The 20,819-nt window shown below is 69.7% G+C and carries 20 protein-coding genes; 13 read left to right on the top strand and 7 right to left on the bottom strand.

What is annotated here, in order from left to right:
- Positions 1-38: 38 nt before the first annotated feature.
- The 3 genes from BM140_RS09885 to BM140_RS09895 all read right to left on the bottom strand — a co-directional run bounded on the left by BM140_RS09885 (position 39) and on the right by BM140_RS09895 (position 5,206).
- Positions 39-1,847, bottom strand: coding sequence for a flagellin (locus tag BM140_RS09885; RefSeq protein WP_091944859.1), 1,809 nt, complete (start codon positions 1,845-1,847; stop codon positions 39-41).
- A gap of 10 nt (positions 1,848-1,857) precedes the next feature.
- Positions 1,858-3,738: a flagellar hook-associated protein FlgK gene (flgK, locus tag BM140_RS09890; RefSeq protein WP_091944862.1), complete on the bottom strand. Its 1,881-nt coding sequence runs from the start codon at positions 3,736-3,738 to the stop codon at positions 1,858-1,860.
- Positions 3,739-3,823: 85 nt separating this feature from the next.
- Complete coding sequence (locus tag BM140_RS09895; protein ID WP_091944866.1) at positions 3,824-5,206, bottom strand: flagellar hook protein FlgE; 1,383 nt, start codon at positions 5,204-5,206, stop codon at positions 3,824-3,826.
- Positions 5,207-5,440: 234 nt separating this feature from the next.
- Here BM140_RS09895 and BM140_RS09900 point away from each other — a divergent pair, with 234 nt between their 5' ends.
- Both BM140_RS09900 and BM140_RS09905 read left to right on the top strand, forming a co-directional pair.
- The gene (locus BM140_RS09900; protein ID WP_091944869.1) at positions 5,441-5,908 is read left to right on the top strand and encodes a BLUF domain-containing protein; all 468 of its coding nucleotides are present in this window, start codon (positions 5,441-5,443) and stop codon (positions 5,906-5,908) included.
- A 32-nt stretch (positions 5,909-5,940) separates the two neighbouring features.
- Positions 5,941-6,393 (top strand): response regulator, encoded by a 453-nt coding sequence (locus tag BM140_RS09905; RefSeq protein ID WP_091944871.1) that lies wholly within the window; start codon positions 5,941-5,943, stop codon positions 6,391-6,393.
- Positions 6,394-6,732: 339 nt separating this feature from the next.
- Here BM140_RS09905 and BM140_RS09910 read toward each other — a convergent pair whose 3' ends face one another.
- Together BM140_RS09910 and BM140_RS09915 are read right to left on the bottom strand one after the other, a co-directional pair.
- Positions 6,733-7,290 carry a GNAT family N-acetyltransferase gene (locus BM140_RS09910; RefSeq protein ID WP_091944874.1) on the bottom strand — a complete coding sequence of 186 codons (558 nt, stop codon included), beginning with the start codon at positions 7,288-7,290 and terminating at the stop codon, positions 6,733-6,735.
- Between the two features lie 201 nt (positions 7,291-7,491).
- Entirely contained in the window at positions 7,492-8,658 is a 1,167-nt protein-coding gene (locus tag BM140_RS09915) for a type III PLP-dependent enzyme (RefSeq protein ID WP_091944876.1), read from the bottom strand.
- Positions 8,659-9,483: 825 nt separating this feature from the next.
- On the opposite strand from BM140_RS09915, the gene BM140_RS09920 reads away from it, so the two are divergent.
- The 3 genes from BM140_RS09920 (at position 9,484) to BM140_RS09930 (ending at position 12,790) form a co-directional block, all read left to right on the top strand.
- A complete protein-coding gene (locus tag BM140_RS09920; protein ID WP_091944879.1) occupies positions 9,484-11,040 on the top strand; it encodes a glucan biosynthesis protein G in 1,557 nt (518 codons plus the stop codon).
- Positions 11,013-11,531 (top strand): GNAT family N-acetyltransferase, encoded by a 519-nt coding sequence (locus tag BM140_RS09925; protein WP_091944882.1) that lies wholly within the window; start codon positions 11,013-11,015, stop codon positions 11,529-11,531. Before BM140_RS09920 ends, BM140_RS09925 begins: the two co-directional genes overlap by 28 nt.
- A gap of 170 nt (positions 11,532-11,701) precedes the next feature.
- Positions 11,702-12,790 carry an alkene reductase gene (locus BM140_RS09930; RefSeq protein ID WP_091944884.1) on the top strand — a complete coding sequence of 363 codons (1,089 nt, stop codon included), beginning with the start codon at positions 11,702-11,704 and terminating at the stop codon, positions 12,788-12,790.
- 147 nt (positions 12,791-12,937) lie between these two features.
- Here the strand turns inward: BM140_RS09930 and BM140_RS09935 are convergent, their stop codons facing one another.
- Positions 12,938-14,233: an ammonium transporter gene (locus BM140_RS09935; RefSeq protein WP_091944887.1), complete on the bottom strand. Its 1,296-nt coding sequence runs from the start codon at positions 14,231-14,233 to the stop codon at positions 12,938-12,940.
- A gap of 132 nt (positions 14,234-14,365) precedes the next feature.
- Here BM140_RS09935 and BM140_RS09940 point away from each other — a divergent pair, with 132 nt between their 5' ends.
- Positions 14,366-15,001 carry an HAD hydrolase-like protein gene (locus tag BM140_RS09940; RefSeq protein WP_244535373.1) on the top strand — a complete coding sequence of 212 codons (636 nt, stop codon included), beginning with the start codon at positions 14,366-14,368 and terminating at the stop codon, positions 14,999-15,001.
- On the opposite strand, the gene BM140_RS09945 is transcribed toward BM140_RS09940, so the two are convergent.
- Complete coding sequence (locus tag BM140_RS09945; RefSeq protein ID WP_091944892.1) at positions 14,995-15,492, bottom strand: outer membrane protein assembly factor BamE; 498 nt, start codon at positions 15,490-15,492, stop codon at positions 14,995-14,997. The genes BM140_RS09940 and BM140_RS09945 overlap by 7 nt on opposite strands.
- A gap of 155 nt (positions 15,493-15,647) precedes the next feature.
- Between BM140_RS09945 and BM140_RS09950 the strand changes: the two genes are divergently transcribed.
- The 7 genes from BM140_RS09950 (at position 15,648) to BM140_RS09980 (ending at position 20,717) form a co-directional block, all read left to right on the top strand.
- A complete protein-coding gene (locus BM140_RS09950; protein ID WP_091944895.1) occupies positions 15,648-16,193 on the top strand; it encodes a ubiquinol-cytochrome C chaperone family protein in 546 nt (181 codons plus the stop codon).
- On the top strand, positions 16,190-16,705 hold the full coding sequence (locus BM140_RS09955; protein ID WP_091944898.1) for a YceD family protein: 516 nt from the start codon (positions 16,190-16,192) through the stop codon (positions 16,703-16,705). Before BM140_RS09950 ends, BM140_RS09955 begins: the two co-directional genes overlap by 4 nt.
- A gap of 140 nt (positions 16,706-16,845) precedes the next feature.
- A complete protein-coding gene (gene plsX / locus BM140_RS09960; RefSeq protein ID WP_091944901.1) occupies positions 16,846-17,880 on the top strand; it encodes a phosphate acyltransferase PlsX in 1,035 nt (344 codons plus the stop codon).
- Between the two features lie 154 nt (positions 17,881-18,034).
- Positions 18,035-19,009 carry a beta-ketoacyl-ACP synthase III gene (locus BM140_RS09965; RefSeq protein ID WP_091944904.1) on the top strand — a complete coding sequence of 325 codons (975 nt, stop codon included), beginning with the start codon at positions 18,035-18,037 and terminating at the stop codon, positions 19,007-19,009.
- Positions 19,010-19,305: 296 nt separating this feature from the next.
- Positions 19,306-19,629: an integration host factor subunit alpha gene (locus tag BM140_RS09970; RefSeq protein WP_091944907.1), complete on the top strand. Its 324-nt coding sequence runs from the start codon at positions 19,306-19,308 to the stop codon at positions 19,627-19,629.
- A gap of 81 nt (positions 19,630-19,710) precedes the next feature.
- Positions 19,711-20,184, top strand: a complete 474-nt coding sequence (locus tag BM140_RS09975; protein WP_091944910.1) for a MerR family transcriptional regulator — start codon at positions 19,711-19,713, stop codon at positions 20,182-20,184.
- Between the two features lie 113 nt (positions 20,185-20,297).
- Positions 20,298-20,717: a hypothetical protein gene (locus BM140_RS09980; protein WP_091944913.1), complete on the top strand. Its 420-nt coding sequence runs from the start codon at positions 20,298-20,300 to the stop codon at positions 20,715-20,717.
- Positions 20,718-20,819: the final 102 nt, after the last annotated feature.

Here is a 20,819-nt window from a genome sequence, read left to right on the forward strand (position 1 = left end):
AGGGCATTCCTCTCCTTCCCGAAAGGGAAGGAGAGGCGTCACCTCAGGTAGTTCACCAAGCTCATCTCGGAGAGCATCGAGGTGACCTTGTAGCTCGCCTGGAGCTGGGTCTGCAGGCTGACGAGCTTGGCGGCGACCTCCTGAGTCGAGACCGTGTCGATCCCGTCGAGCGAGTTCTCCAGGGTCGCCTTCGTGGCGTTGGCGACCGATTTGGCGTTGGCCATGCTGCTCGAGGCCAGACCGAAATCCGTGACGAGGCCTTCGAGGCCGCTCCGGTCGGCGTCCGGCGTGAGGTCGGAGGACACCCGCTCGGCGGTGGCGTTGAAGCGGGCGGTATCGACCGCGCCGGTCGCATCGGTGAAGTTTTCCGCCGCTACCGCCGCGAGCCCGGCCAGGGTCTTGCGGATCGCCGCCTCGTTGGCCTGGGCGCCGATCTGGACCGTGCGGCTCGCACCCACCTGCACGGTGGCGGTGGCACGCGGGTCGGCGCTGTCGTCGCCCTGGTACCAGATCACCGTCCCGGCGCCGGCGACCGGGTCGTAGCCGTTGCCGTCCGCGGAGACGCGTCGCGGCGCGAGGCCTGCGGTCGGCGAGCCCTCGAAGAAGTTCGTCGCGGCCCGCGTCGTCGAACTCGCGGCGAGATCGGTGTCGGCGGCGGTCTTCAGGGCGTTGCCGAGCGTCTGGTTCAGGTTGGCGGCGGTGTCCTCCGGGGTCGCCCCGATGGCGAAGGTCGTGGCCGAGGCCGGATCCGCACTGCCGCGGGCCGTCAGCTTGATCGTCTTGGTGGTGCCGTCGTGCATCGCCAGCGTGACGGTCAAGGCGTCGCCGGCCTTCGGCGTACCGGCCACCGACAGGGCGAGGGAGGCCGGGCTGCCGCCCTCGAACTGTACGGACAGGCCGGGCGGCGAGGCGCTCTGGGCGCTGGCCAGCGCGCCTTCTCCGGGCAGGCCCTTGAGCAGGGTCCGAAGGTTGGCGGCGGTCTCCTCCGGGCTCGCGCCGATGGCGAAGGAATCGGTCGAGCCGGTCGCCACGCTCGTGCGCGCGGTGAGGTCGTAGGTCGCCTGGCTGCCGTCGGGCAGGTTCACCGCCACCCGCACCCGCGTGCCGTCGGTGGGGTTCTCGGCGAAGACCGGGCTGGCGGTGGCGGGCGTGGCCGCGGTGAGCGCGGTCGTGATGGTCCCGCCCGCGGGCACCGTGGCGCCGACGATCGAGAAGCCGAAATTCGCCCGCGCCTCCGCATTCGCGTCTTCGGTGAGGGTGATGTCGGCACCGATGCGCGACTGGCTCAGGCGACCGTTGCCGTCGGGGCCGAGATCGGCCTTCTTCTGCTCGGCGATCAGATCCTTGACGCCGGCCAGCCCCTGGGTGGAGTCGCCGTTCAGGATCAGCTCGCGCGAGGCGACGGGGCGGGTGTCGGTCGCCCGGCCGGAGAAGACGTAGACGTCGCCCACCTGCTGGTTCAGCGCGTCGATGGCCGCCGAGAGATTGTTGTCGGCAAGCTGCACGCTGGTCGAGGGCAACGCCTTGTTCTGCGAGGTCAGGAGGCCGTTGAGGTTGGAGCGGGCGCTGTCCGACAGCGTCTTGATCTGGGTCAGGCTGGCCGTCGTCAGCTTCACCCGCGTGTCGGCGGTGGTGATGGCCGCGAGGTAGCCGTCCTGGGCGCTGATGCCGGCGCGGGCGCTGAGGCTGGTGGAGCGCCCGGCGCCCAGGCCGCCATAGGTCTCGGCGGTGCGCCCGGTGGCGAGCTGGCGCGACAGGTCGTCGAGTTCGGACTTCATCCCGACGAGGTTCGAGGCCTGCCGGTCGAAGCGGTAGGTCCCGGCGGCGAAGGCGGAGATGCTGGTCATGGAGGCCCCGTCAGATCCGCATCAGGGTGTCGAGCATGTCGCGGGCTGCGGTCAGCACGCGGGCATTGGCCGTGAAGGCCTGCTGCAGGGCGATGAGGTTCGACATCTCCTCGTCGATGCTGACGCCGGAGGTCGAGGCGAAGCGGCCCTGCGCGGTCGACAGCGCGATGCCCTGGCCCTGGTCGAGATCCTGGGCGGCGGCCGCCGCCGACCCCTGCACCGAGATCACGCCCTGGACGAATTCCGCCACGCTGGACGTGGTGGGCGCATCGATGCCGCCGATGCCGCTCGCCGAGGAGAAGGTGCGGGGCGTCCCGGTCAGGGCCTCGTAGAGAGCCTGCGGCCGGGTCGCGTCGCCGGTGCTGGTTCCGGAGCCGGTGATGCCGACGAGGCTCGCGGCGTTGCCCGCCACCGACGGGTTGATGCTGATGCGTTGCGCGAAGCCCGTGAGTTGGGAGCCGCCCTCGAACGATCCGGTGAACAGGGTGGCGGCCTTGCCGTCGACGAAGAGCGGGATCTGGGTCTTGCCGCTCTTGATGTCGGTGGCCGAATCGACCTGGGTGACGCTGGCCGAGGCCGCGAGCAGGCTGGCGCTGCCGGTCCCGGCGATGCGCACCGCGCCCGCCGCTCCGCCCGGCGCCGCCGAGACCGCGTAGCCGCCGCCCAGAGCCTGGGACAGGGCCTCCTGCAGGGTCGCGGGCGCGCCGTTGCCGCTGCCGGGCAACTGGAACGGGATCACCGTCGCCTCGGAATCGTCGGTCAACCCGGCCGGCACCGAAGCCGGCGGCGTGCCGGAGAACGGTATCAGGATGAGGTTGCGCTGCACGCCGCCGTCCTGAACCGTCAGGGTGACGGCATTGCCCGAGGTCAGGCCGGTCAGGTCGATGTCCAGGGCGTTCTTGGTACCGTCGGCGGGCGCCGTGCCGGTGGCGGGACGGTCCGACATCGAGCGGGCGAGGCCAGCGGCGAGGTCGTCGAGCTGGCGCTGGGCCTGGGGCAGCACCGTGTCGCGCAATTCCACCGCCGCCGCGATCGAGCCGGAGCGGATCGCCCCGGAGGCGATCAGGTCGATCTTGCCGCCTCCCGGCAGCGTCGCCATGATCGTGCCGACACCGCTCTGGCTCGGATCGTCGGAATAGAGCGCCTGCGCCGAGAGCGTGCCGCGGCTCGAGAAGCTCAGGGTCGCGGCGTTGCCGTGATCGACCAGGGTGGCGCCCGAGCCCGTCAGGACGCTGACGCTGCCGTCGGTGAGCGTCACGGTGTTGATGTCCATCAGTCCGGCGAGGCTGTTGAGCGCCTGATCGCGCTGGTCCTCCAGATCGGGGCGGCTCGCGTCGGTCTTCGGCGTGGCGCCCAGCCGGGCGTTGAGCTTGGCGAGCTGTCCGAGCAGGGTGTTGGCATCGTTCGTGTCGGAGGCGAGCTGCGCCTCCAGGCCCGAGCGCAGCGACTGCACCCCGTTGGCCGCGGTGGCGATGGTCGTGGCCAGGCCCGAGGCCGCCGAGACCACGGTGGTGCGGGCGGCCGTCGAGGTCGGGTTGGCGGCCAGCGACTGGAGCGATTGGGTGAAGCCGTTGAACATGCCGTCGAGCGCGGAACCGTCGCCCGGCCGCCCGTAGAGCGCATCGAGCTGCCCGCGGATGCCGGCGAGGGTCGAGGTATAGGCGGCCCCCGAGGTTTCGGAGCGCAACTGCTTGAGCGCCGCCGCGTCGATCGCCCGGGCGATGGTGCCGGAGGCCACGCCCGCATTGCCCGGCCCGGTGGTGACCGGCGTGAGCGTGCGGCGGACGTAGCCGACGGTGCCGACATTGGCGATGTTCTGCGAGACGACGCCGATCTGCGACTGCGTGACCCGCAGACCGGCCGTTGCCGTCGTGAGCGCATCGAAGGCCAAGGCCCAGTTCCTTCTTGTCCGAGAATCCCCTCACCCCGAATCGCGGGCAGGCCCGAGATCCATGGATGGGGGAAAGCGTTCAGAATCAGCGAATGACGTTGATCAAATCCGAGATCATGCTCTGCGCCGTCGACATCACCCGGGTGTTGGCCGAGTAGGCCTGCTGGGTGACGATCATCTTGGAGAATTCGGAGGCCACGTCGGTGTTCGATTGCTCGACATTGGCGCCCACCACCGTGGTGTCGCGCAGACCGGCGAGCGGCTCGCCGGAGGCGGTGGTCTGCTGGTAGTTGCCCAGCGAATCGGGCTTCAGCCCGTCGGGATTGATGAACTGCGCCACCGCGATCCGGGCGAGTTCGAGGGTCCGGCCGTTAGAATAGGTGCCGCTGATGACGCCGTTCTCGCCGACATCGACCGCGTTGAGCGAGCCGGAGGCGTAGCCGTCCTGCTTGAGCGTGCCGGGCGCCACCGTCCCGCTCGACGAGGCGTACTGGGTCAGGCCGCCGCTGAGGTCGAGGGTGATCGGACCGAGCGGCACGCCGTCGATCGTCGGGGTGGCGATCGTCACGCTGGTCGTGGTCGGCGCCGTGAGTTGCCCCTTATCGAACTGGAAGGCCTGGCCGACATTGGTCCAGCTCGTCGCGCTGTCCGAGACCGTGGACTTGTCGGCATAGAACAGGTTCCACGTGTCCTGGGTGGCGGGGGTGGCCGTGCTGTCGGCGTTCGCCACCTTGGCCCAGCGGGTCTTGAGGCTGACGGGCGCGCCCGAGGCGTCGTAGACGGTGAGCGCGGGCCCGGCGATGCTGTTGTCGATGAAGGTCTGGCCATCGCTGACCGCCACCGTGCCGGTGCCGGTGCCGGTCAGGACCCGCGGGTCCGCGCCGCCCCCGGTCAGCGCCGGCAGCAGGCCTTTATTGGCCTTGGCGCCCGTCGTGGCCGGCGTGCTGGGGAGGTTGGCCGCATACGAGACCGTGGTCGTGGCCTTGGCCGGCAGGAGCGAGTTGGCGATCCGGATCGGACCGTTCGAGACCGTCTGGCCGGTGGCCGGATCCAGGCTCGCGCCGGTGAGATAGGAGCCCGCGCCGTTGACGAGGTAGCCGTCCTTGTCGGGAGAGAAGTCGCCGCGGCGGGTATAGAGGTTCGACGACGAGAAAGCCGTCCCTCCCCCGGCATCGACGGTCCGCTTCTGGACGACGAAGAAGCCGTTGCCGTTGAGCGCCATGTTGGTGGACACGCCGGTGTCGCGCAGGTTGCCCTGGATCGTGTTGGTCAGCTCGGAATAGGCCGCGACCGTGCCGGCGACCTGATGCTTGGTGTCGCGTTCGGCGATCATGTCGACGAAGGTGGTGTCGATCCGCTTGTAGCCGGTGGTCTGCGAGTTCGCGATGTTGCCGGAGATGTTGTCGAGGGAGAAGGCCTGGGCCCTCAGGCCCGAGACCGCCGTCTGCAACGCGGAAAAAACGTCCATGGCCCTGGCTTCTCCCAAAGGACCGCTTACGGCGGCCGGCTCCTCGGAGGAGGGAGCGCAACCCCCGTGCCAGACTTAAACGCTTGATTTCATTGCCTTCGCCTCGACGGAACCCGGCAGATTCGGTCGCAACCGCCGCTCCGCCCCGGCAGAAACTGCCGCCTCGCGCCGTTTACGCCCCGTTATTCCGGATGTTGTTAGCGTTCGGTCCTGGCCTTCGCCCGGACGAGACCGATGAAAAGCAAGAGGACGAGCCTCGTCCACCTGATCTACTTCTCGCGCCTGAACCTCTCGGTCGATCCGGCCATGCGGGCCAAGCAGATCGGAGAGATCACCCGGCAGGCTCAGAAGAAGAACGAGTTCGCCGTCATCACGAGCTTCCTGATCCTCGACGGGCCGTTCGCGCTGCAGGTGGTCGAGGGCGAGCGGCAATCGGTCCACGAGACCTTCCAGCGCATCGCCAACGACAACCGCCACCGCGACGTGCAGATCGTGGAATGGCGCGAGATCGTGAAGCGTGAATTCGTCACGTCGTTCACGACCGTTACGCGCGGCCCGACCAACGAGGCGCATTTCCTCAAGGCCGGGCTGTTGCCGATGCTTCAGCGGGGCACGCCGAAAGGCGCCGCGATCCACGCCCTCGCGGCGACCCTTCAGGCCGAGTCTATGGCCAAGCAGGGCATCGATCACCTGTTCGTTTAAGGTAGAAGGCCTCACAAGGGCTGCGGGAACCCATGAGCGACACCCTCCCCATCCTGATCGTCGACGACCAGCCCAAGCTGCTGCGTCTCGTCATCGAGCTGATGACCCGGCTCGGCTTCCCGGAGGTCGATGGCGTCGCCGACGGCGCCGAAGCCCTGATCCGCCTGCGCGAGCGCCGCTACGCCCTGGTCATTTCCGACCTCGCCATGGAGCCGATGGACGGGCTGCAGTTGCTGCGCGAGATCCGGGCCGACGACGCCCTGATGAACACGCCCTTCATTCTCACCGAGGCCTCGTTCGACTTCGAGGACATCAACCTCGCCCATGTCGCGGGCGCCGACGCGTTCATCCTCAAGCCGTTCGACATCAACCTGCTCAAGACCAAGCTGAAGCAGGTGCTCAACCGCAAGCCCCGCCGTCGCGAGGCGCCGCTGCCGGCGGAATCGACGCTCAGCCAGGAATTTCCGCTGCTCGGCAAGTTCTGAGAGCCGGTCTCGCTTTCGCAATCGGGCAACAGCGCGCCGAATGCGGCTATCCCCGCAGCGCGCCATCACGGCCGCGGAGGCTCATCGCCCTGCGGATCGCGCTGCCCGGACGGAAGCGGGCCGTCCCGGTGGGTAAAGACAGCTTTTCCGGCCGCCGCGTTGTGCGGAAGCGCTGCGCCCGCTGACGGATCGCCAGCGGATCGCCCTCGGGGCGGGCCTTGGGCGCTCGTGGGGACGCGACGGCAGTCCCCCCGCCTTCGCGGGGGCCATCGGCGATGCGTCAGGATCAGCGCCGATTGGGATCATTCCTTCGGCGGGGACGGCTCGCCCGATCTCAGCTCACGCGGCCTGTCGTCGTGACGCGACCGCGGCGGTCGCGGCGGCGATCTCCGGCACGGATGCAAGACGGCCGGTGGCCTGAAGGGTACCGGCCGCGCCGTCGAGGGCGCGGGGGGTCAGGTCGAGACCGAGGAAGCGGGCGCGCTCGAACGGGCCGGGCATGGCGAGCCCCGCCGTCCGCGCCTCGGCGAAGCCGAAGCGGGCATAGTAGGGCGCATCGCCCACGAGCAGGACGGCCGCATGACCGAAATCGGCCGCGCGCGTCAGTGCCTCGCGCATCAGCGCGCCCCCGAGACCGGCGCCCTGCACGGCGGGGTCGACCGCGAGCGGCCCGAGCAGCAGGGCGGGACGGCCGCAACCGGTCGCGACCTCCCACAGGCGGACCGTACCGACGAGTTGGTCGTCCTGGACGGCCGTGAGGGCGAGCCCCTGCGCGGGCAGGCGGCCTTCGCGCAGACGCTGCGACGTCTTCAGGAAACGGGACGGGCCGAAGCAGGCATCGAGCAGACGCTCGCGCGCGGCAACGTCCGAGGCGATCTCATCGCGGATCTGGATCACGGCCGTACCCTCCCCACATCGCCGTCCGGCGGGAAGAAACAGCCCTCGCACCTGCATCGCAGGCCGTCCGGGACACGTCGATGGCGCGCCCCGTGGGGCGCGCGGCTGGTCTGTCCGAAAAAGGGTGAACGAAGTCTGAGTGTTTCCCGTGAAACATTTTCCGTGGTGAACGGAGCGTTTCCCGGTGAACGCCGACCGCGTTCAGATCACGATCTGCTCGAGCGGAGGGAAACCGTTGAAGGCCACCGCCGCGTAGGTCGTCGTGTAGGCGCCCGCGCCCTCGATCCACACCTTGTCGCCGATCGAGAGGGAGACCGGCAGCGGGTAGTGGTTCTTCTCGTAGAGCACATCGACCGAATCGCAGGTCGGCCCGGCGACGACGCAAGGGCTCATGCGGTCCTCGTCGTGATCGGTGCGGATCGCGTAGCGGATCGACTCGTCCATGGTCTCGGCGAGCCCACCGAACTTGCCGATGTCGAGATAGACCCAGCGCACCTCGTCCTCGGCCTCGGACTTCTTGGAGACCAGCACGACCTCCGCCTCGATCAGACCGGCATTGCCGACCATGCCGCGGCCCGGCTCGATGATGGTCTCGGGGATGCGGTTGCCGAAATGCTTGGTGAGCGCGCGGAAGATCGCGTCGCCGTAGGATTCCACGCCCGGCACCGCCTTGAGGTACTTGGTCGGAAAGCCGCCGCCAAGGTTGACCATCGACAGGCCGATGCCGCGCAGCGCGCACTCTTGGAAGATCATGGAGGCGGAGGCGAGCGCCCCGTCCCAGGCTTCGGTGTTGGCCTGCTGCGAGCCGACATGGAACGAGACGCCGTAAGCGTTGAGGCCGTTGCGGTGGGCGTGCTCCAGCACGTTCACCGCCATCTCGGGCTCGCAGCCGAACTTGCGCGAGAGCGGCCAGTCGGCGCCGGCACCGTCGCAGAGGATGCGGCAGAACACCTGCACGTCGGCGGCCTCGACGCCCGCGGCCTCAATGGCGCGGACGATCTTCTCGACCTCGACCTGGCAATCGACCGCGAACAGGCGGATGCCGAGCTTGAGCGCGCGCACCACGTCGCGCTCCTTCTTGATGGTGTTGCCGAACGACACGCGGTCGGCGGTGGCGCCGGCCGCGAGCGCCATCTCGATCTCGGCGACGGAGGCCGTGTCGAAGCAGGAGCCCATCTCGGCGAGCAGGCGCAGCACCTCCGGCGCCGGATTCGCCTTCACGGCATAGAACACGCGGGTGTCCGGCAGCGCACGGGCGAATTGCGAAAAATTCTCGCGCACGACTTCAAGGTCGAGCACCATCACCGGACCCTCGTCCCGGCCGAGGTCGCGGCGCGCGCGCAGGTAATCGCGGATGCGATCGGTCATTGGTCGTCCCCACCACAGGTTCGAGGGCGCCATCTCGGGCGCGAGAATCGAATCGAGACGATCCCGCAGGATCGTCGGCGTCAGGGGGCGATGCGTCGCGACTTCCGCACGCTTTGGAGACGCGCGAAAGGTCCGCGAGTGCAGAGCACCCGGAAGCTGCCGTGGATTGGATGGGGGAACCCCAACCGCACGCCGGGCAAGGAGAAACAAGCCTCTTCGGTGTCGGCCTTTGGAGGGCCGACGAGACCAAAAAAGCCCGTTCGTCGTTGCTTTAAGCTGCGTCCCCCGTGGAGAGCGGGGTTCGCCGGTTTCGCCTCCGGCTGCCGGTTGTTGTTAGGGTCTGGTGTCGCCACCCGGATGCCGGCCGTAGGGATCCACCCCTTGCGACCATCGATCCTTTAAGACCCCTGGCGGCTGTCCGGCAGTTGACCGGATGCCCACCAACCGGCACGCGGCCACAGGCACGTGCGAAATTGGGCGAGGCGGATATACGCACCGTGTCCCCTGGAAACAAGCGGTTTCCCACATCCTTAGCCGGCGTTTTCCCGGCGCTCACGGGATCGTGGCCAATCCGCATCAGTCGGGCTTTCGGCCTGGCCTCAGGCGTCGGCCGCCGCGGTCCCGGCTCTCGCTTCCCGCTCCGCTCGACACCCGGCCGAGGCCGAGCCCCGCGCCCCGCCGCTTCTACGCCCCCGCACGATCTGCCTCACGGCCGCGCTCCGTTCGGCGACCTCTCTTTCCAACGCCGTCCGGACGGTCCATTGAACCGGGCCGAAGCTTGACCCGACATCACGACCGGGCCGGCATTACCAGCCGCAGGGAGTCATGACCGAGCCGTCCCGCCGCGCCGTCGTCTCAGGCCTCGCCGCCGGCCTGGCCGCCCTCCCCACCCTGGCACGGGGGCAGGCCACGCCCTTCGGCTTCGAGACGGTGGAAGCGGAAGCCCGAACCCTCGCCGCCGCGCCGTTCGATGCCACGGTGCCACCGCTGCCCGAGGTGCTGGCCAAGCTCGATTACGATGCATGGCGCGACATCCGCTTCCGGCCGGACCATGCCTTCCGGGTCGGCGCCGACGGGCGCTTCCGGCTGCAACTCTTCCATCTCGGCTTTCTCTATCCCCGCCCCGTGGCGGTGAGCCTCGTCAAAGACGGGATGGCACGCCCGATCGCCTACGATCCGGCCCTGTTCGACCTCGGCCGGACCAAGCTCGACGCGGCCCTGCCGAAGGATCTCGGCTATGCCGGCATTCGCCTGCACACCGCACTGAACCGGCCGGACGTGATCGACGAACTGATCGTCTTCGTCGGCGCAAGCTATTTTCGTTTTCTCGGCCAGGACCAGCTCTACGGCCTCTCGGCGCGCGCGCTCGCAGTGAACACCGAAGCCGCGGGCGGGCCGGAGGAGTTCCCCTTCTTCCGCGCCTTCTGGATCGAGGCGGAGGGCGAGCCCGGCACCTGTACGATCCACGCCCTGCTCGACGGGCCGTCGCAGACCGGCGCCTACCGCTTCACCGTACGGCCGGGGCCTGAAACGAGCGTGTCGGTGACCGCAACGCTCTTCCCGAGGCGCACGTTGAACGACGCGGGCCTCGCCCCGCTCACCTCGATGTACTTCATCGGCGAGACCGATCGCGGTCACAGCGACGATTACCGGCCCGAACTCCACGATTCGGACGGTCTCCAGATCGCGGCGGGCTCCGGCGAGTGGCTGTGGCGGCCCCTCGACAACCCGCAGGCGCGGCGCATCTCGACCTTCTCGGTCGCCTCGCCCAAGGGCTTCGGGCTGATGCAGCGCGACCGGTCTTTTGCCAGCTATCAAGATCTCGAAGCCGGATACGAGCGCCGTCCCGGTTACTTCGTCGAGCCGGAGGGCGACTGGGGCGAGGGCAGCGTCGTGCTGGTCGAACTCGCTACCGACAACGAGACCGCCGACAACATCGTCGCCTACTGGCGCCCGAAGGCGCCCTACCCGGCCGGGCAACCGGCGCGCCTCGCCTATCGCATCCGCGCGGTCGGCGGGAAGAACCTCCATCCGAACGGGCATGTCGCCAACACCTTCCTGGCGGCCTCGGCCGCCAGCGGCGCGGCGCGCAAGGAGGGTGATCCGGAAGGCCGGCTCGCCCGGCGCTTCCTGATCGATTTCGGCGGCGGAACGCTGGCCGAGCGCCCCGCCGGGGCGGCCCCGCCGAGCGTGGTGGCAAGCGCGAGCGCCGGCCGGATCGTCGCCACCTCGATCGTGCCGAACCCGCATGTCGGCGGGTTTCGCGCGGCGCTCGACGTGCGCCTCGACGCGCCGGGCACGACGGAACTGCGCGCCTATCTGCGCGACGAGGACGGGGACGCGCTGACCGAGACATGGACCTTCCCCTGGAGCGCGACGTGAGCCGCAGGATGCAGGCCTCCGGGCTCGCGGTGACGATCCGCCCGGCCGTGCCGGCGGATCTCGACGCGCTCGTGGCCCTGGAGCACGCCGCCTTCGCCACCGACCGGGCCGAGCGCCGGGCGATCCGCCACGCGATCCGCTCGGCCACCATGAGCCTGCTCGTGGCGCTCGCGCGGGACGGCGGCGAGGACATCCTCGTCGGCGCCGCGACCCTGGAACGGCGGCGCACCAGCCTCCTCGCCCGGCTCTCCTCGATCGCGGTGGCGCCCGCCCGGGCCGGGCACGGCCTCGGCAGCCTCCTGCTCGACGCCGCCGAAGCCGACACTATCCGTCACGGCCGCACCCGGCTGCGGCTGGAGGTGCGGGCCGACAACGGCGCCGGCATCCGCCTCTACGAACGGCATGGCTACGTCCGCACCGGCATCAAGCCGGACTATTACGAGGACGGGATGGAGGCCTGGTGCTACCAGAAGGCGCTGACCCCGGCCTGAGGCTCACGGGAACCGCATCGCGGAGGACGGCTTTCATCCCGGTCCGCGCTGCACCGCACGCGGCCGGGTGCGCCAGCGCACTGGCAGGACCGGCCGACGGGGCCACGTTGCGGGTACCTACCCGCGTTTCCCGGCCGCTTGTCGGGTGCGCCCCATCTTACGAGAGCCGAATGCCGAACCTGTTCGATCCGATCACCTTGGGCGCCATCGCGCTGCCGAATCGCATCCTCATGGCGCCGCTGACCCGCGCTCGCGGCACCCGCACCCACGTGCCGACGCCGCTCATGGCCGAGTACTACGCCCAGCGCGCGAGCGCCGGCCTCATCATCTCGGAGGCCACCGGCATCAGCCAGGAGGGCCTCGGCTGGCCCTACGCGCCGGGCATCTGGTCCGACGAGCAGGTCGAGGCCTGGAAGCCGGTGGTGAAGGCGGTCCACGACAAGGGCGGGCGCATCGTCAGCCAACTCTGGCACATGGGCTACCTCGTCCATCCGGACTTCCTCGGCGGCGAGCCGCCGGTCGCCCCCTCCGAGGCGACGGCGCCGGACGAGGCCCACACCTACGAGGGCAAGAAGCCCTACGGGAAGGCCCGGGCGCTGCGTGAGGACGAGATTCCGCGCCTGCTCGCCGATTACGAGCGCGCCGCGCGCAACGCCATCGCGGCCGGCTTCGACGGCGTGCAGATCCACGCGGCCAACGGCTACCTCCTCGACGAGTTCATCCGTGACGGCTCGAACAAGCGCTCCGACCGCTACGGCGGCTCGGTCGAGAACCGGGTGCGGCTGGTGACCAAGGTGGCGCAAACGGTGGCGGGCGCCGTCGGCCCGGAGCGCACCGGCATCCGCTTCTCGCCCAACGGCCCGATCCAGGGCGTGGACGATTCGAACCCGCACGAGACCTTCGGCCTCGCCGCCGAGATGATGGCCCGCGTCGGCCTCGCCTTCATCGAGATGCGCGAGCCGGGCCCCAACGGCACCTTCGGCAAGGCGACCGTGCCGCCGGTAGCCCCGGTCATCAAGGAGCGCTTCGGCGGCCCCGTGATCCTCAACTGCGACTATGACGGCGCCCGCGCCCAGGCGGCGGTGGAATCGGGCGAAGCCGACGCCATCGCCTTCGGCCGCCCCTACATCGCCAACCCAGATCTGCCGGAGCGCATCGCTCAAGGGCTGCCCTTCGCCAAGGACGACATGAAGACCTGGTACAGCCAGGGGCCCGAGGGCTACGTCGATTACCCGACGGCGGAAAAGCAGGCGGCGTAAGCGCCGTCCATCGGTCAAAGCAATGCGGCCCCGCGCGAGCGGGGCCGTTTTCGTTTCAGGGGTGCGCCCCATCGTTTTCGATCAGAGCGCGGGTCCCCTCCCCCTTATGGGGAGGAGAATGCCCCGTTCTGCCGGTGCGGAGCCCCGTTACGGCGTGAACTCGTAGGCGCGTTCGCCGTGGCTGGTCAGATCGAGGCCGTCGTGCTCGGCCTCGGCATCGACGCGCAGCGGTGTGACAAGTGCGAGAAACTTGACGAGGCCGATGGTCAGCAGCGCCGACCAGAGTGCCGTCACGCCGATGGCGAGGGCCTGCACCGCGAACTGACTCACCACGCTCTTGCCCTCCGCGAACCCGATGCCGCCGAGGCCGGGCAGCAGGAACACCGCGAGCAGGAGCGAGCCCAGGATGCCCCCGACGCCGTGGACGGCGAAGACGTCGAGCGAGTCGTCGATGACGAGACGGTGCTTCACGTACAAGGTCACGAAGAAGCAGACGAGGCCGCCCGCGGTGCCGATCAGCAGGCCCCCGGCGGGCGAGACGTAACCCGCCGCCGGGGTGATCGTGGCCAGCCCGGCGATGCAGCCGGTGACGATGCCGATGGAGGTGGGCTTGCGGATCTTGATCCACTCGGCCGCCGTCCAGGCCATGGCGCCGGCCGCGGCCGAGAGGTGGGTGACGAGGATCGCGTTGCCGGCCGCCGCGTCGGCGGTGAGCGCGCTGCCGCCGTTGAAGCCGAACCAGCCGACCCAGAGCATGCCGGCCCCCATCATGGTCATGCCGGGGCTGTGGGGCGGGGTCAGCGTCGTCGGGAAGCCGCGGCGGCGCCCGATCAGGATCGCCAGCACCAGCGCCGAGACGCCCGCGGTGGTGTGGACGACGATGCCGCCGGCGAAATCCAGCGCCCCGAGCCCGGCGAGCCAGCCGCCGCCCCAGATCCAGTGCGCCGTCGGCACGTAGACGAGGAGCAGCCACAGGGCCGAGAACAGGGCGACGAAGGGGAAGGCGACGCGCTCGGGGATCGCCCCGATGATGAGGGCGGGGGTGATGATCGCAAAGGTCATCTGGAACAGCGCGAACACGGTCTCGGGCAAGACCGTCCCGGAGCGGACCGGATCAAGGCCGGTGAGGAACGCCTTGTTCAGCGTGCCGAGGAAGGCGCCGTCGCCGTCGAAGACGAGGCTGTAGCCGCAGATCGCCCACAGGACGGACGCGATGCAGCAGATGGTGAAGCACTGCATCAGCACGGAGAGCACGTTCCGTGCGTGGACGAGGCCGCCGTAGAACAGGGCCAGCCCCGGCAGCGTCATGAACAGCACCAGCGCGGAGGCCGTCAGCACCCAGGCCGTGCTACCGGCCTCCGGTGCGGTGGCGGCGAGCGCTGGGGATGCGGAGAGAACAAGAGCAGCCAGGCCCGTGAGGCCTCGTGCGGGGAGCGACACCATGGGACGGACCTTGCGAGGAAACAGCCGCGCTCTGAAGCAGACTGCCTCATGGTTAGGCAAGCCTGCTCACGCGGCAGCGGCGCTCATGGCGGACAAGATGTTGTGTTCGCGCCACCCTCGGAGGCGTCCCGCGTGAGGCGCTCCCCCTACCGCCTCGTCGCCTTCGACTTCGACGGGACGCTCGCCGACACGTTTCCGTGGTTCTGTTCGGTGCTGAACGGGGTGGCCGACCGCTACCGCTTCCGCCGCGTGGAAAGCCACGAGGTCGAGCGGCTGCGAACCTTGAGCGCCCGCGCGATCATCGCCGATCTCGGCATCCCGGCCTGGAAGGTGCCGCTGATCGCCCGGCACGTGCGCGCGTTGGCGGCCTGGGACGCGGGCAGCATCCGGCTGTTTCCCGGCGTGGCGGAGATGGTGTCGACCCTCGACGCGGCCGGGATCGGGCTCGCGGTGGTCAGTTCCAACGGCGAGGCGACGGTGCGGCGGGCGCTCGGGGAAACGGGTCGCTTCGTCCACCACTACGCCTGCGGCGCCGCGCTGTTCGGCAAGGCACGGCATCTGCGGGCGGTGGCGCGCGAAGCGAGCGTGGCGCCGGACGCGATGCTGGCGGTAGGCGACGAGATTCGCGACGCCGAGGCGGCGGCCAAGGTGGGCTGCGCCTTCGGGGCGGTCGCCTGGGGCTATACCGACCCCGCAGCCCTCGCCGCGCAAGCGCCGGCTCACCTGTTCGGCGAGCCGGGCGCGATCGTGGAAGCGGTCGCTTACTGACCGGCGCGGGCGCCGGGGACGATCGAGGCGCCGGCGCCGCTGCCGAACGGCTCGTAGCGGGTCAGACCGCGGAAGAGCTGGCTGAGGAAGGCCCGGTCGGCACCGCTCGACGGGGTCTTGCGCTCGATGAAATCGAACACGCGCCCGTCCTGCAGGCCGTAGAGCGCCACGCGCTCCACCTTCATGCCGGGGGTGAAGTAGACCGCCGTCACCTTCTGGTCCTGCACCTGCTCACCGAGGAACAGCACCGTGCGGCTCGTCGTCTGGCTGATGTAGTACCAGGACTTGTTGCCGACGGTGGAGACGGTGGACGGCGTGCCGAGGATCTGCAGCACCTGCTCGGCGCTCTGGCCCGGCTTCACCGTAGCGAGCGCGGCCTGATCGATCTGGTAGCCGTGGCGGATTTCCTCGCCGATGCAGCCCGAGATCCCGAGCGCGATCGTACCGAGGACAGTCGCGCGGACGAGCGACGAGACGAGACGGCGCGACATCGGCCCCCCTGTTTCCATCATGCGGGAAAAGGTCCGCGGCACGATTTCGCTCGTGCGTCTTCGGACTTGCACCCTGGTCGAGGGTTGCCGTACCGCGGGGATATGGCTTTGACAAGGCAAGCTCGGCCACAGGCCCGGCCGATCCGGTGGAGCAGATGATTCCAGGGTTTCTTCGCCGCGCCCGGGAGCGGCGCCGGACGATCGGGACGCTGCACCAGCGCATCGGCGAGGCGGCGCGCCGGCCCGATCTCTACGAGGTGCTGGGCGTGCCCGACACGGTGGAGGGGCGGTTCGAGGCGCTCAGCCTGCACGTCATCCTCGTGCTGCGCCGCCTCGGGCAGCTACCGCCGCCCGCCGACGAGGTCGCGCAGGAACTGATCGATTCGGTGTTCGTGCAGCTGGACGAGAGCCTGCGTGAACTGGGCGTCGGCGATATGGGCGTGTCGAAGCGCATCAAGAAGCTCGGTGCCTCGTTCTATGCCCGCGCGGGCGCCTACGGCACCGCCCTCGACGCGGGCGATGGGCGGGGCCTCGCCGCCGCCCTCGCCCGCAACGTGCTGGCGCAAGAGGATGCGACCCCGGCGGAAGGGCTCGCGGCCTATGTCAGGGCCAGCGCCGACAGCCTCGGAACCCAGGACCTCGACGCCCTGCTGAACCAGGGGCCGCGGTTTGCCGCCATGCCGCAGGAGATCTCGCCATGAGCACCGCTCAAACCGGACCGCTCTCCCGCCCGGTCAACGTCGAGCGCCTGAACAAGGACCGCGCCGAGATCACCGTCGAGGCGAGCCCGGAGGAATGCGCGGCGCTCGCCCGCGACTTCAAGATTCCGGGCATCCGCGACCTCGTCGGGCGCTTCCGGCTCAGCGGCTCGCTCACCCGGCTGCATGTCGGCGGAACCGTCGCGGCCACCGTCACGCAGATCTGCACCGTCACGCTGGAGGCGTTCGCGTCGAAGGTGGAAGAGCCGGTCGATGTCGAGTTCACCAACGCCGACATCCTGAGCGACACCGATGCCGAGGATGTCGAGCTGCCCGACCCGATCGTGAACGGGCGGATCGATTTCGGCGCGCTCACCGCCGAGTTCCTGGCCCTCGGGCTCGACCCCTATCCGCGCAAGCCCGGCGTCGCCTTCGAGCCGGTGACCGCGGGCGAGGAGCCGCTGCCGTTCGCCGACCTCAAGGCGCTGAAAGAGAAGCTCGGCGGCACCGACTGAGGGACCAAATCCCCGACGGAGCGAGTTTTTGTTTGCCCGGCGGGGCGTCGTCGCTATTTTGCGCGCCGCCGAACCGGGCCTGATCAGGCCCTCACCGCCCGCCTGCAGGACGCCCCGCGGCCTCCGGTCCCAAGGGAATCATGTCGAACCGCGTTTGCATCTCGCTCGACGCCATGGGCGGCGATCACGGCCCCTCGACCGTCGTGCCCGGTGCGGCCATCGCCCGTGAGCGCCACCCCGAGATGACCTTCCTGATGTTCGGCGACGAGGCGGTCGTGCGCCCCCTCGTCGAGGCCGAACCGCGGCTGAAGGGGGCGGTCGAGATCCGCCACACCACCGTCTCGGTCGCCATGGACGACAAGCCGAGCCAGGCGGTGCGCCAGGGCCGGGGCAAGTCCTCGATGTGGCGGGCGATCCAGGCGGTGCGCGACGGCGAGGCCCAGGCCGCGGTCTCGGCCGGCAACACCGGCGCGCTCATGGCGATGTCGAAGATCTGCCTCAAGACCATGGCGGGCATCGAGCGCCCGGCCATCGCCTGCCTGTGGCCCACCGTGCGCGGCGAGAGCGTGGTGCTCGATGTCGGCGCCACCATCGGGACGGATGCCGAGCACCTCGTCGAGATGGCCGTGATGGGCTCGGCCATGGCCCGCATCGTGCTCGATCTGGAGCGCCCGACGGTGGGGCTGCTCAATGTCGGCACCGAGGAGATGAAGGGCAACGAGGCGGTGAAGGAAGCCGCCCGGCTCCTACGCGAGACGGAGTTGTCGAACTTCACCTATTACGGCTTCGTCGAGGGCAACGATCTCGGGCGCGGCACCACCGACGTGGTCGTCACCGAAGGGTTTACCGGCAACATCGCCCTCAAGACGGCGGAAGGCACCGCCAAGCAGATCGGCAGCTACCTCAAGGCCGCGATGGGCCGGACGTTGTCCGCCAAGATCGGCTACCTGTTCGCCCGGCAAGCCTTCGCGGCATTGCGCGAGAAGATGAACCCGAGCCGGGCCAATGGCGGCGTGTTCCTCGGGCTCGAGGGCATCGTCATCAAGAGCCACGGCTCGGAGAACGCGCAGGGCTTCGCCTCGGCGGTCGATCTCGCCCACGACATGGCCCAGCACGACCTGATGCGGACGATCCGGGAGATGCTGGAGCAGACCCCCGCCGTCGCGCCGGCGTGATCATATCAGGTTGCATGGCACAGGACCGATGGCCCTGTGCCATGCGCCCGGCGGACGACCGCCGCCGCGCAGTCGCGCGGGCCATCGACGATGTCGATGGGCACCAGATACACGGTTCGCACGAGCCGTCGATAATGAGGAAGGGACGGATCCGATGGCGCTTCTGCGCTCCGTCGTGGTCGGGTGCGGTGCGTACCTGCCCGAAACGATAGTCACCAACGCGGCGCTCGCCGAGCGGGGGATCGAGACCTCGGACGAATGGATCGTCCAGCGCACCGGCATCCGCCAGCGCCACATCGCGGGCCCGGACGAGACCACCTCGGTGCTGGGCACGAAAGCGGCCCAGGCGGCGCTCGACGAGGCCGGGCTCTCGCCCGCCGACATCGATCTCGTGATCTGCGCCACCTCGACGCCGGACCACACCTTCCCGTCCACCGCGACCCAGATCCAGGCGGCGCTCGGGATTGAGGGCGGCTTCGCCTTCGACCTCCAGGCGGTCTGCGCCGGCTTCGTCTACGCCGTCGCCACCGCCGACCGCTTCCTCTCGACGGGAGGCGCCAAGCGCGCGCTGGTGATCGGCGCCGAGACGTTTTCGCGGATCGTCGATTGGGAGGACCGCACCACCTGCGTGCTGTTCGGCGACGGCGCGGGCGCGATCGTGTTGGAGGCGCGCGAGAACGACGCCTCGGACCGCGGCGTGCTGACGAGTTGCCTGCGCTCCGACGGCCGCCACCGCTCGAAACTCTACGTCGATGGCGGGCCGGGCTCGACCGGCACCACCGGCAAGCTCCGGATGGAGGGGCGCGAGGTGTTTCGCTTCGCGGTCGGCTCCGTCACCGACGTGATCGAGGAGGCGTTTCGCACTTCCGGCACCACGGCCGACGACCTGACATGGTTCGTGCCGCACCAGGCCAACCGCCGGATCATCGAGGCGTCGGCCGACAAGCTCGGCATCGCCCGCGAGAAGGTGGTGCTGACGGTGGACCGCCACGGCAACACCTCCGCCGCCTCGATTCCCCTGGCGCTGGCCGCCGCGCGAAGCGACGGCCGGATCAAGGAGGGCGACCTCGTGATGATCGAGGCGATCGGCGGCGGCTTCACCTGGGGCGCCGCGCTGATCCGCTGGTAGAATCGGGGCGCTTCGGCGGCGGGCGCCGAAGGCCAACCGGGAAGAAATCCGTATGGCCGGGCGCGAAGAGCGCCCCGCGCAGCGGCCTCGACACCTGTCGAGGCGTCGAGCGAAGCGTAAGCCAAAGCCGCGGACGCGGCTGCCGGCGCCTGAGGCCGGAAAGAAGACGCTTCGATCGCCGGAAGCGATCGAACCATGTCAAGACCAAGGTTCGGTTGACCCTGAACCGCGCGCCGATTAGCGTGTCCGATCATAGAGATACGCGTCGGGCTGAAACGCGACCGGGAGGGGAGTGCATGTCGGGACGGACGGTCACACGCGCCGATCTGAGCGAGGCCGTCTACCAGCAGGTCGGCCTATCGCGGGCCGAATCGGCCGCCCTGGTCGAGACGGTGCTGGCCGAGATCTGCCAGTGCTTGTCGCAGGGCGAGACCGTGAAGCTCTCCTCGTTCGGCTCCTTCGTGGTGCGCTCCAAGGGCAAGCGGATCGGCCGCAACCCGAAGACCGGCGTCGAAGTCGAGATCGAGCCGCGTCAGGTCATGGTGTTCAAGCCCTCGAACGTACTCAAGGCGCGCATCAACGGCGGCACCGTCAACGGCCACGACGAGGACGACGACTAAGACATCCCTGCACGGGCGCCGACGATCCCCGAGGGAGGGGCGCCCGCGTGATTCCGAGCCGCATCCGACCGAGGTCACGACATGGGGCTGCCGCTCGCATCCGTCGAACACCCTTCCGAGAAGAGCCCCGGCGCCTTCCGCACCATCACGGAAGTCTCCGAGGATCTCGGCGTGCCCCAGCACGTCCTGCGGTTCTGGGAGAGCCGGTTCAGCCAGATCCGGCCGACGAAGCGCGCGGGCGGGCGGCGCTATTACCGGCCAGAAGACGTCGATCTACTGAAGGGCATCCGCCGCATCCTGCACGGGCAGGGCTACACCATCCGCGGCGCGCAGCGCATCCTCAAGGAACACGGCGTGCGCTTCGTCCAGGCGATCGGCCGGGGCGAGGCGGAGGCCGGCCCGCCGCTGCCGCAGGACCGCGACGAGGAAGCGGCCGAGGGCCTCACGTCCGAGCGCGCCACGCTGGAAGCGGTGCTGTCGGAACTGCGCTCCTGCCGGGCGCTGCTGGCGGAACTCGACCACGCCGATCCGGAGCCGCACGAGGCCCTGACCTGAGGCACCGGGTTTCGGCAACTCGCTTGCGCGCAAGTGATTGTCGTATCTGACGGTTTCGTGTTCGAACCTGCCGCCGCCCGCGAACTTTCCCGGCCGGCGCACGTTGAGGCGCCATGGCTCCCCCCCGCGCCCGGATGTCTCCGACCCAGGAACTCATCGCCCGCATGATGCGGATCGTGCGCGCTTGTCCGGAGGCTGCGAACGAGGTTCTGGAACTGATGTTCCTCGTCAGCCAGATCGAGGCCTCGACCACGGTCGACCGCGAATACCGCGACGCCCGCCGCGTCATCAGCCGCCTGCGCGCCCCGCTCTGGGAGATGGGTCCGGCCGACCGCGCCGCCCTGCTCAAGGCCGCCGAGACGATTCGCAAGGCCTGCGACCTGACGGAAGCCGACATCCCCTCGACGCCCGGCGCCGATCTCGGCGAGCGGGCGCGGATCGAGGCGGTGCTGGCCCACACCCTGGCCGGCGAACTCTCGGAGGCGCAGATCGCCCGCGTGGCCGGCGCCGTCGCGGCCGCGATCCAGCACTGACGCCAACCTTTTCGCGAGCGGTCTCGACGGGAGCGGTCCGGGCTCCCACATCCGCCCTGCCCCCGCCGCCCGAGCCGGATTCCCCGGGCCTCGGCGCGGGCC

Source organism: Methylorubrum salsuginis, assembly GCF_900114375.1.
GTDB lineage: Bacteria > Pseudomonadota > Alphaproteobacteria > Rhizobiales > Beijerinckiaceae > Methylobacterium > Methylobacterium salsuginis.

What these genes read in the sequence shown, in the direction of transcription:
- BM140_RS09885 (WP_091944859.1), bottom strand. Translation starts at nt 1,847, where the DNA reads ATGACCAGCATCTCCGCCTTCGCCGCCGGGACCTACCGCTTCGACCGG.
- BM140_RS09895 (WP_091944866.1), bottom strand. Translation starts at nt 5,206, where the DNA reads ATGGACGTTTTTTCCGCGTTGCAGACGGCGGTCTCGGGCCTGAGGGCC.
- BM140_RS09900 (WP_091944869.1), top strand. Translation starts at nt 5,441, where the DNA reads ATGAAAAGCAAGAGGACGAGCCTCGTCCACCTGATCTACTTCTCGCGC.
- BM140_RS09905 (WP_091944871.1), top strand. Translation starts at nt 5,941, where the DNA reads ATGAGCGACACCCTCCCCATCCTGATCGTCGACGACCAGCCCAAGCTG.
- BM140_RS09915 (WP_091944876.1), bottom strand. Translation starts at nt 8,658, where the DNA reads ATGACCGATCGCATCCGCGATTACCTGCGCGCGCGCCGCGACCTCGGC.
- BM140_RS09920 (WP_091944879.1), top strand. Translation starts at nt 9,484, where the DNA reads ATGACCGAGCCGTCCCGCCGCGCCGTCGTCTCAGGCCTCGCCGCCGGC.
- BM140_RS09925 (WP_091944882.1), top strand. Translation starts at nt 11,013, where the DNA reads ATGGACCTTCCCCTGGAGCGCGACGTGAGCCGCAGGATGCAGGCCTCC.
- BM140_RS09930 (WP_091944884.1), top strand. Translation starts at nt 11,702, where the DNA reads ATGCCGAACCTGTTCGATCCGATCACCTTGGGCGCCATCGCGCTGCCG.
- BM140_RS09935 (WP_091944887.1), bottom strand. Translation starts at nt 14,233, where the DNA reads ATGGTGTCGCTCCCCGCACGAGGCCTCACGGGCCTGGCTGCTCTTGTT.
- BM140_RS09945 (WP_091944892.1), bottom strand. Translation starts at nt 15,492, where the DNA reads ATGTCGCGCCGTCTCGTCTCGTCGCTCGTCCGCGCGACTGTCCTCGGT.
- BM140_RS09950 (WP_091944895.1), top strand. Translation starts at nt 15,648, where the DNA reads ATGATTCCAGGGTTTCTTCGCCGCGCCCGGGAGCGGCGCCGGACGATC.
- BM140_RS09955 (WP_091944898.1), top strand. Translation starts at nt 16,190, where the DNA reads ATGAGCACCGCTCAAACCGGACCGCTCTCCCGCCCGGTCAACGTCGAG.
- plsX (WP_091944901.1), top strand. Translation starts at nt 16,846, where the DNA reads ATGTCGAACCGCGTTTGCATCTCGCTCGACGCCATGGGCGGCGATCAC.
- BM140_RS09965 (WP_091944904.1), top strand. Translation starts at nt 18,035, where the DNA reads ATGGCGCTTCTGCGCTCCGTCGTGGTCGGGTGCGGTGCGTACCTGCCC.
- BM140_RS09970 (WP_091944907.1), top strand. Translation starts at nt 19,306, where the DNA reads ATGTCGGGACGGACGGTCACACGCGCCGATCTGAGCGAGGCCGTCTAC.
- BM140_RS09975 (WP_091944910.1), top strand. Translation starts at nt 19,711, where the DNA reads ATGGGGCTGCCGCTCGCATCCGTCGAACACCCTTCCGAGAAGAGCCCC.
- BM140_RS09980 (WP_091944913.1), top strand. Translation starts at nt 20,298, where the DNA reads ATGGCTCCCCCCCGCGCCCGGATGTCTCCGACCCAGGAACTCATCGCC.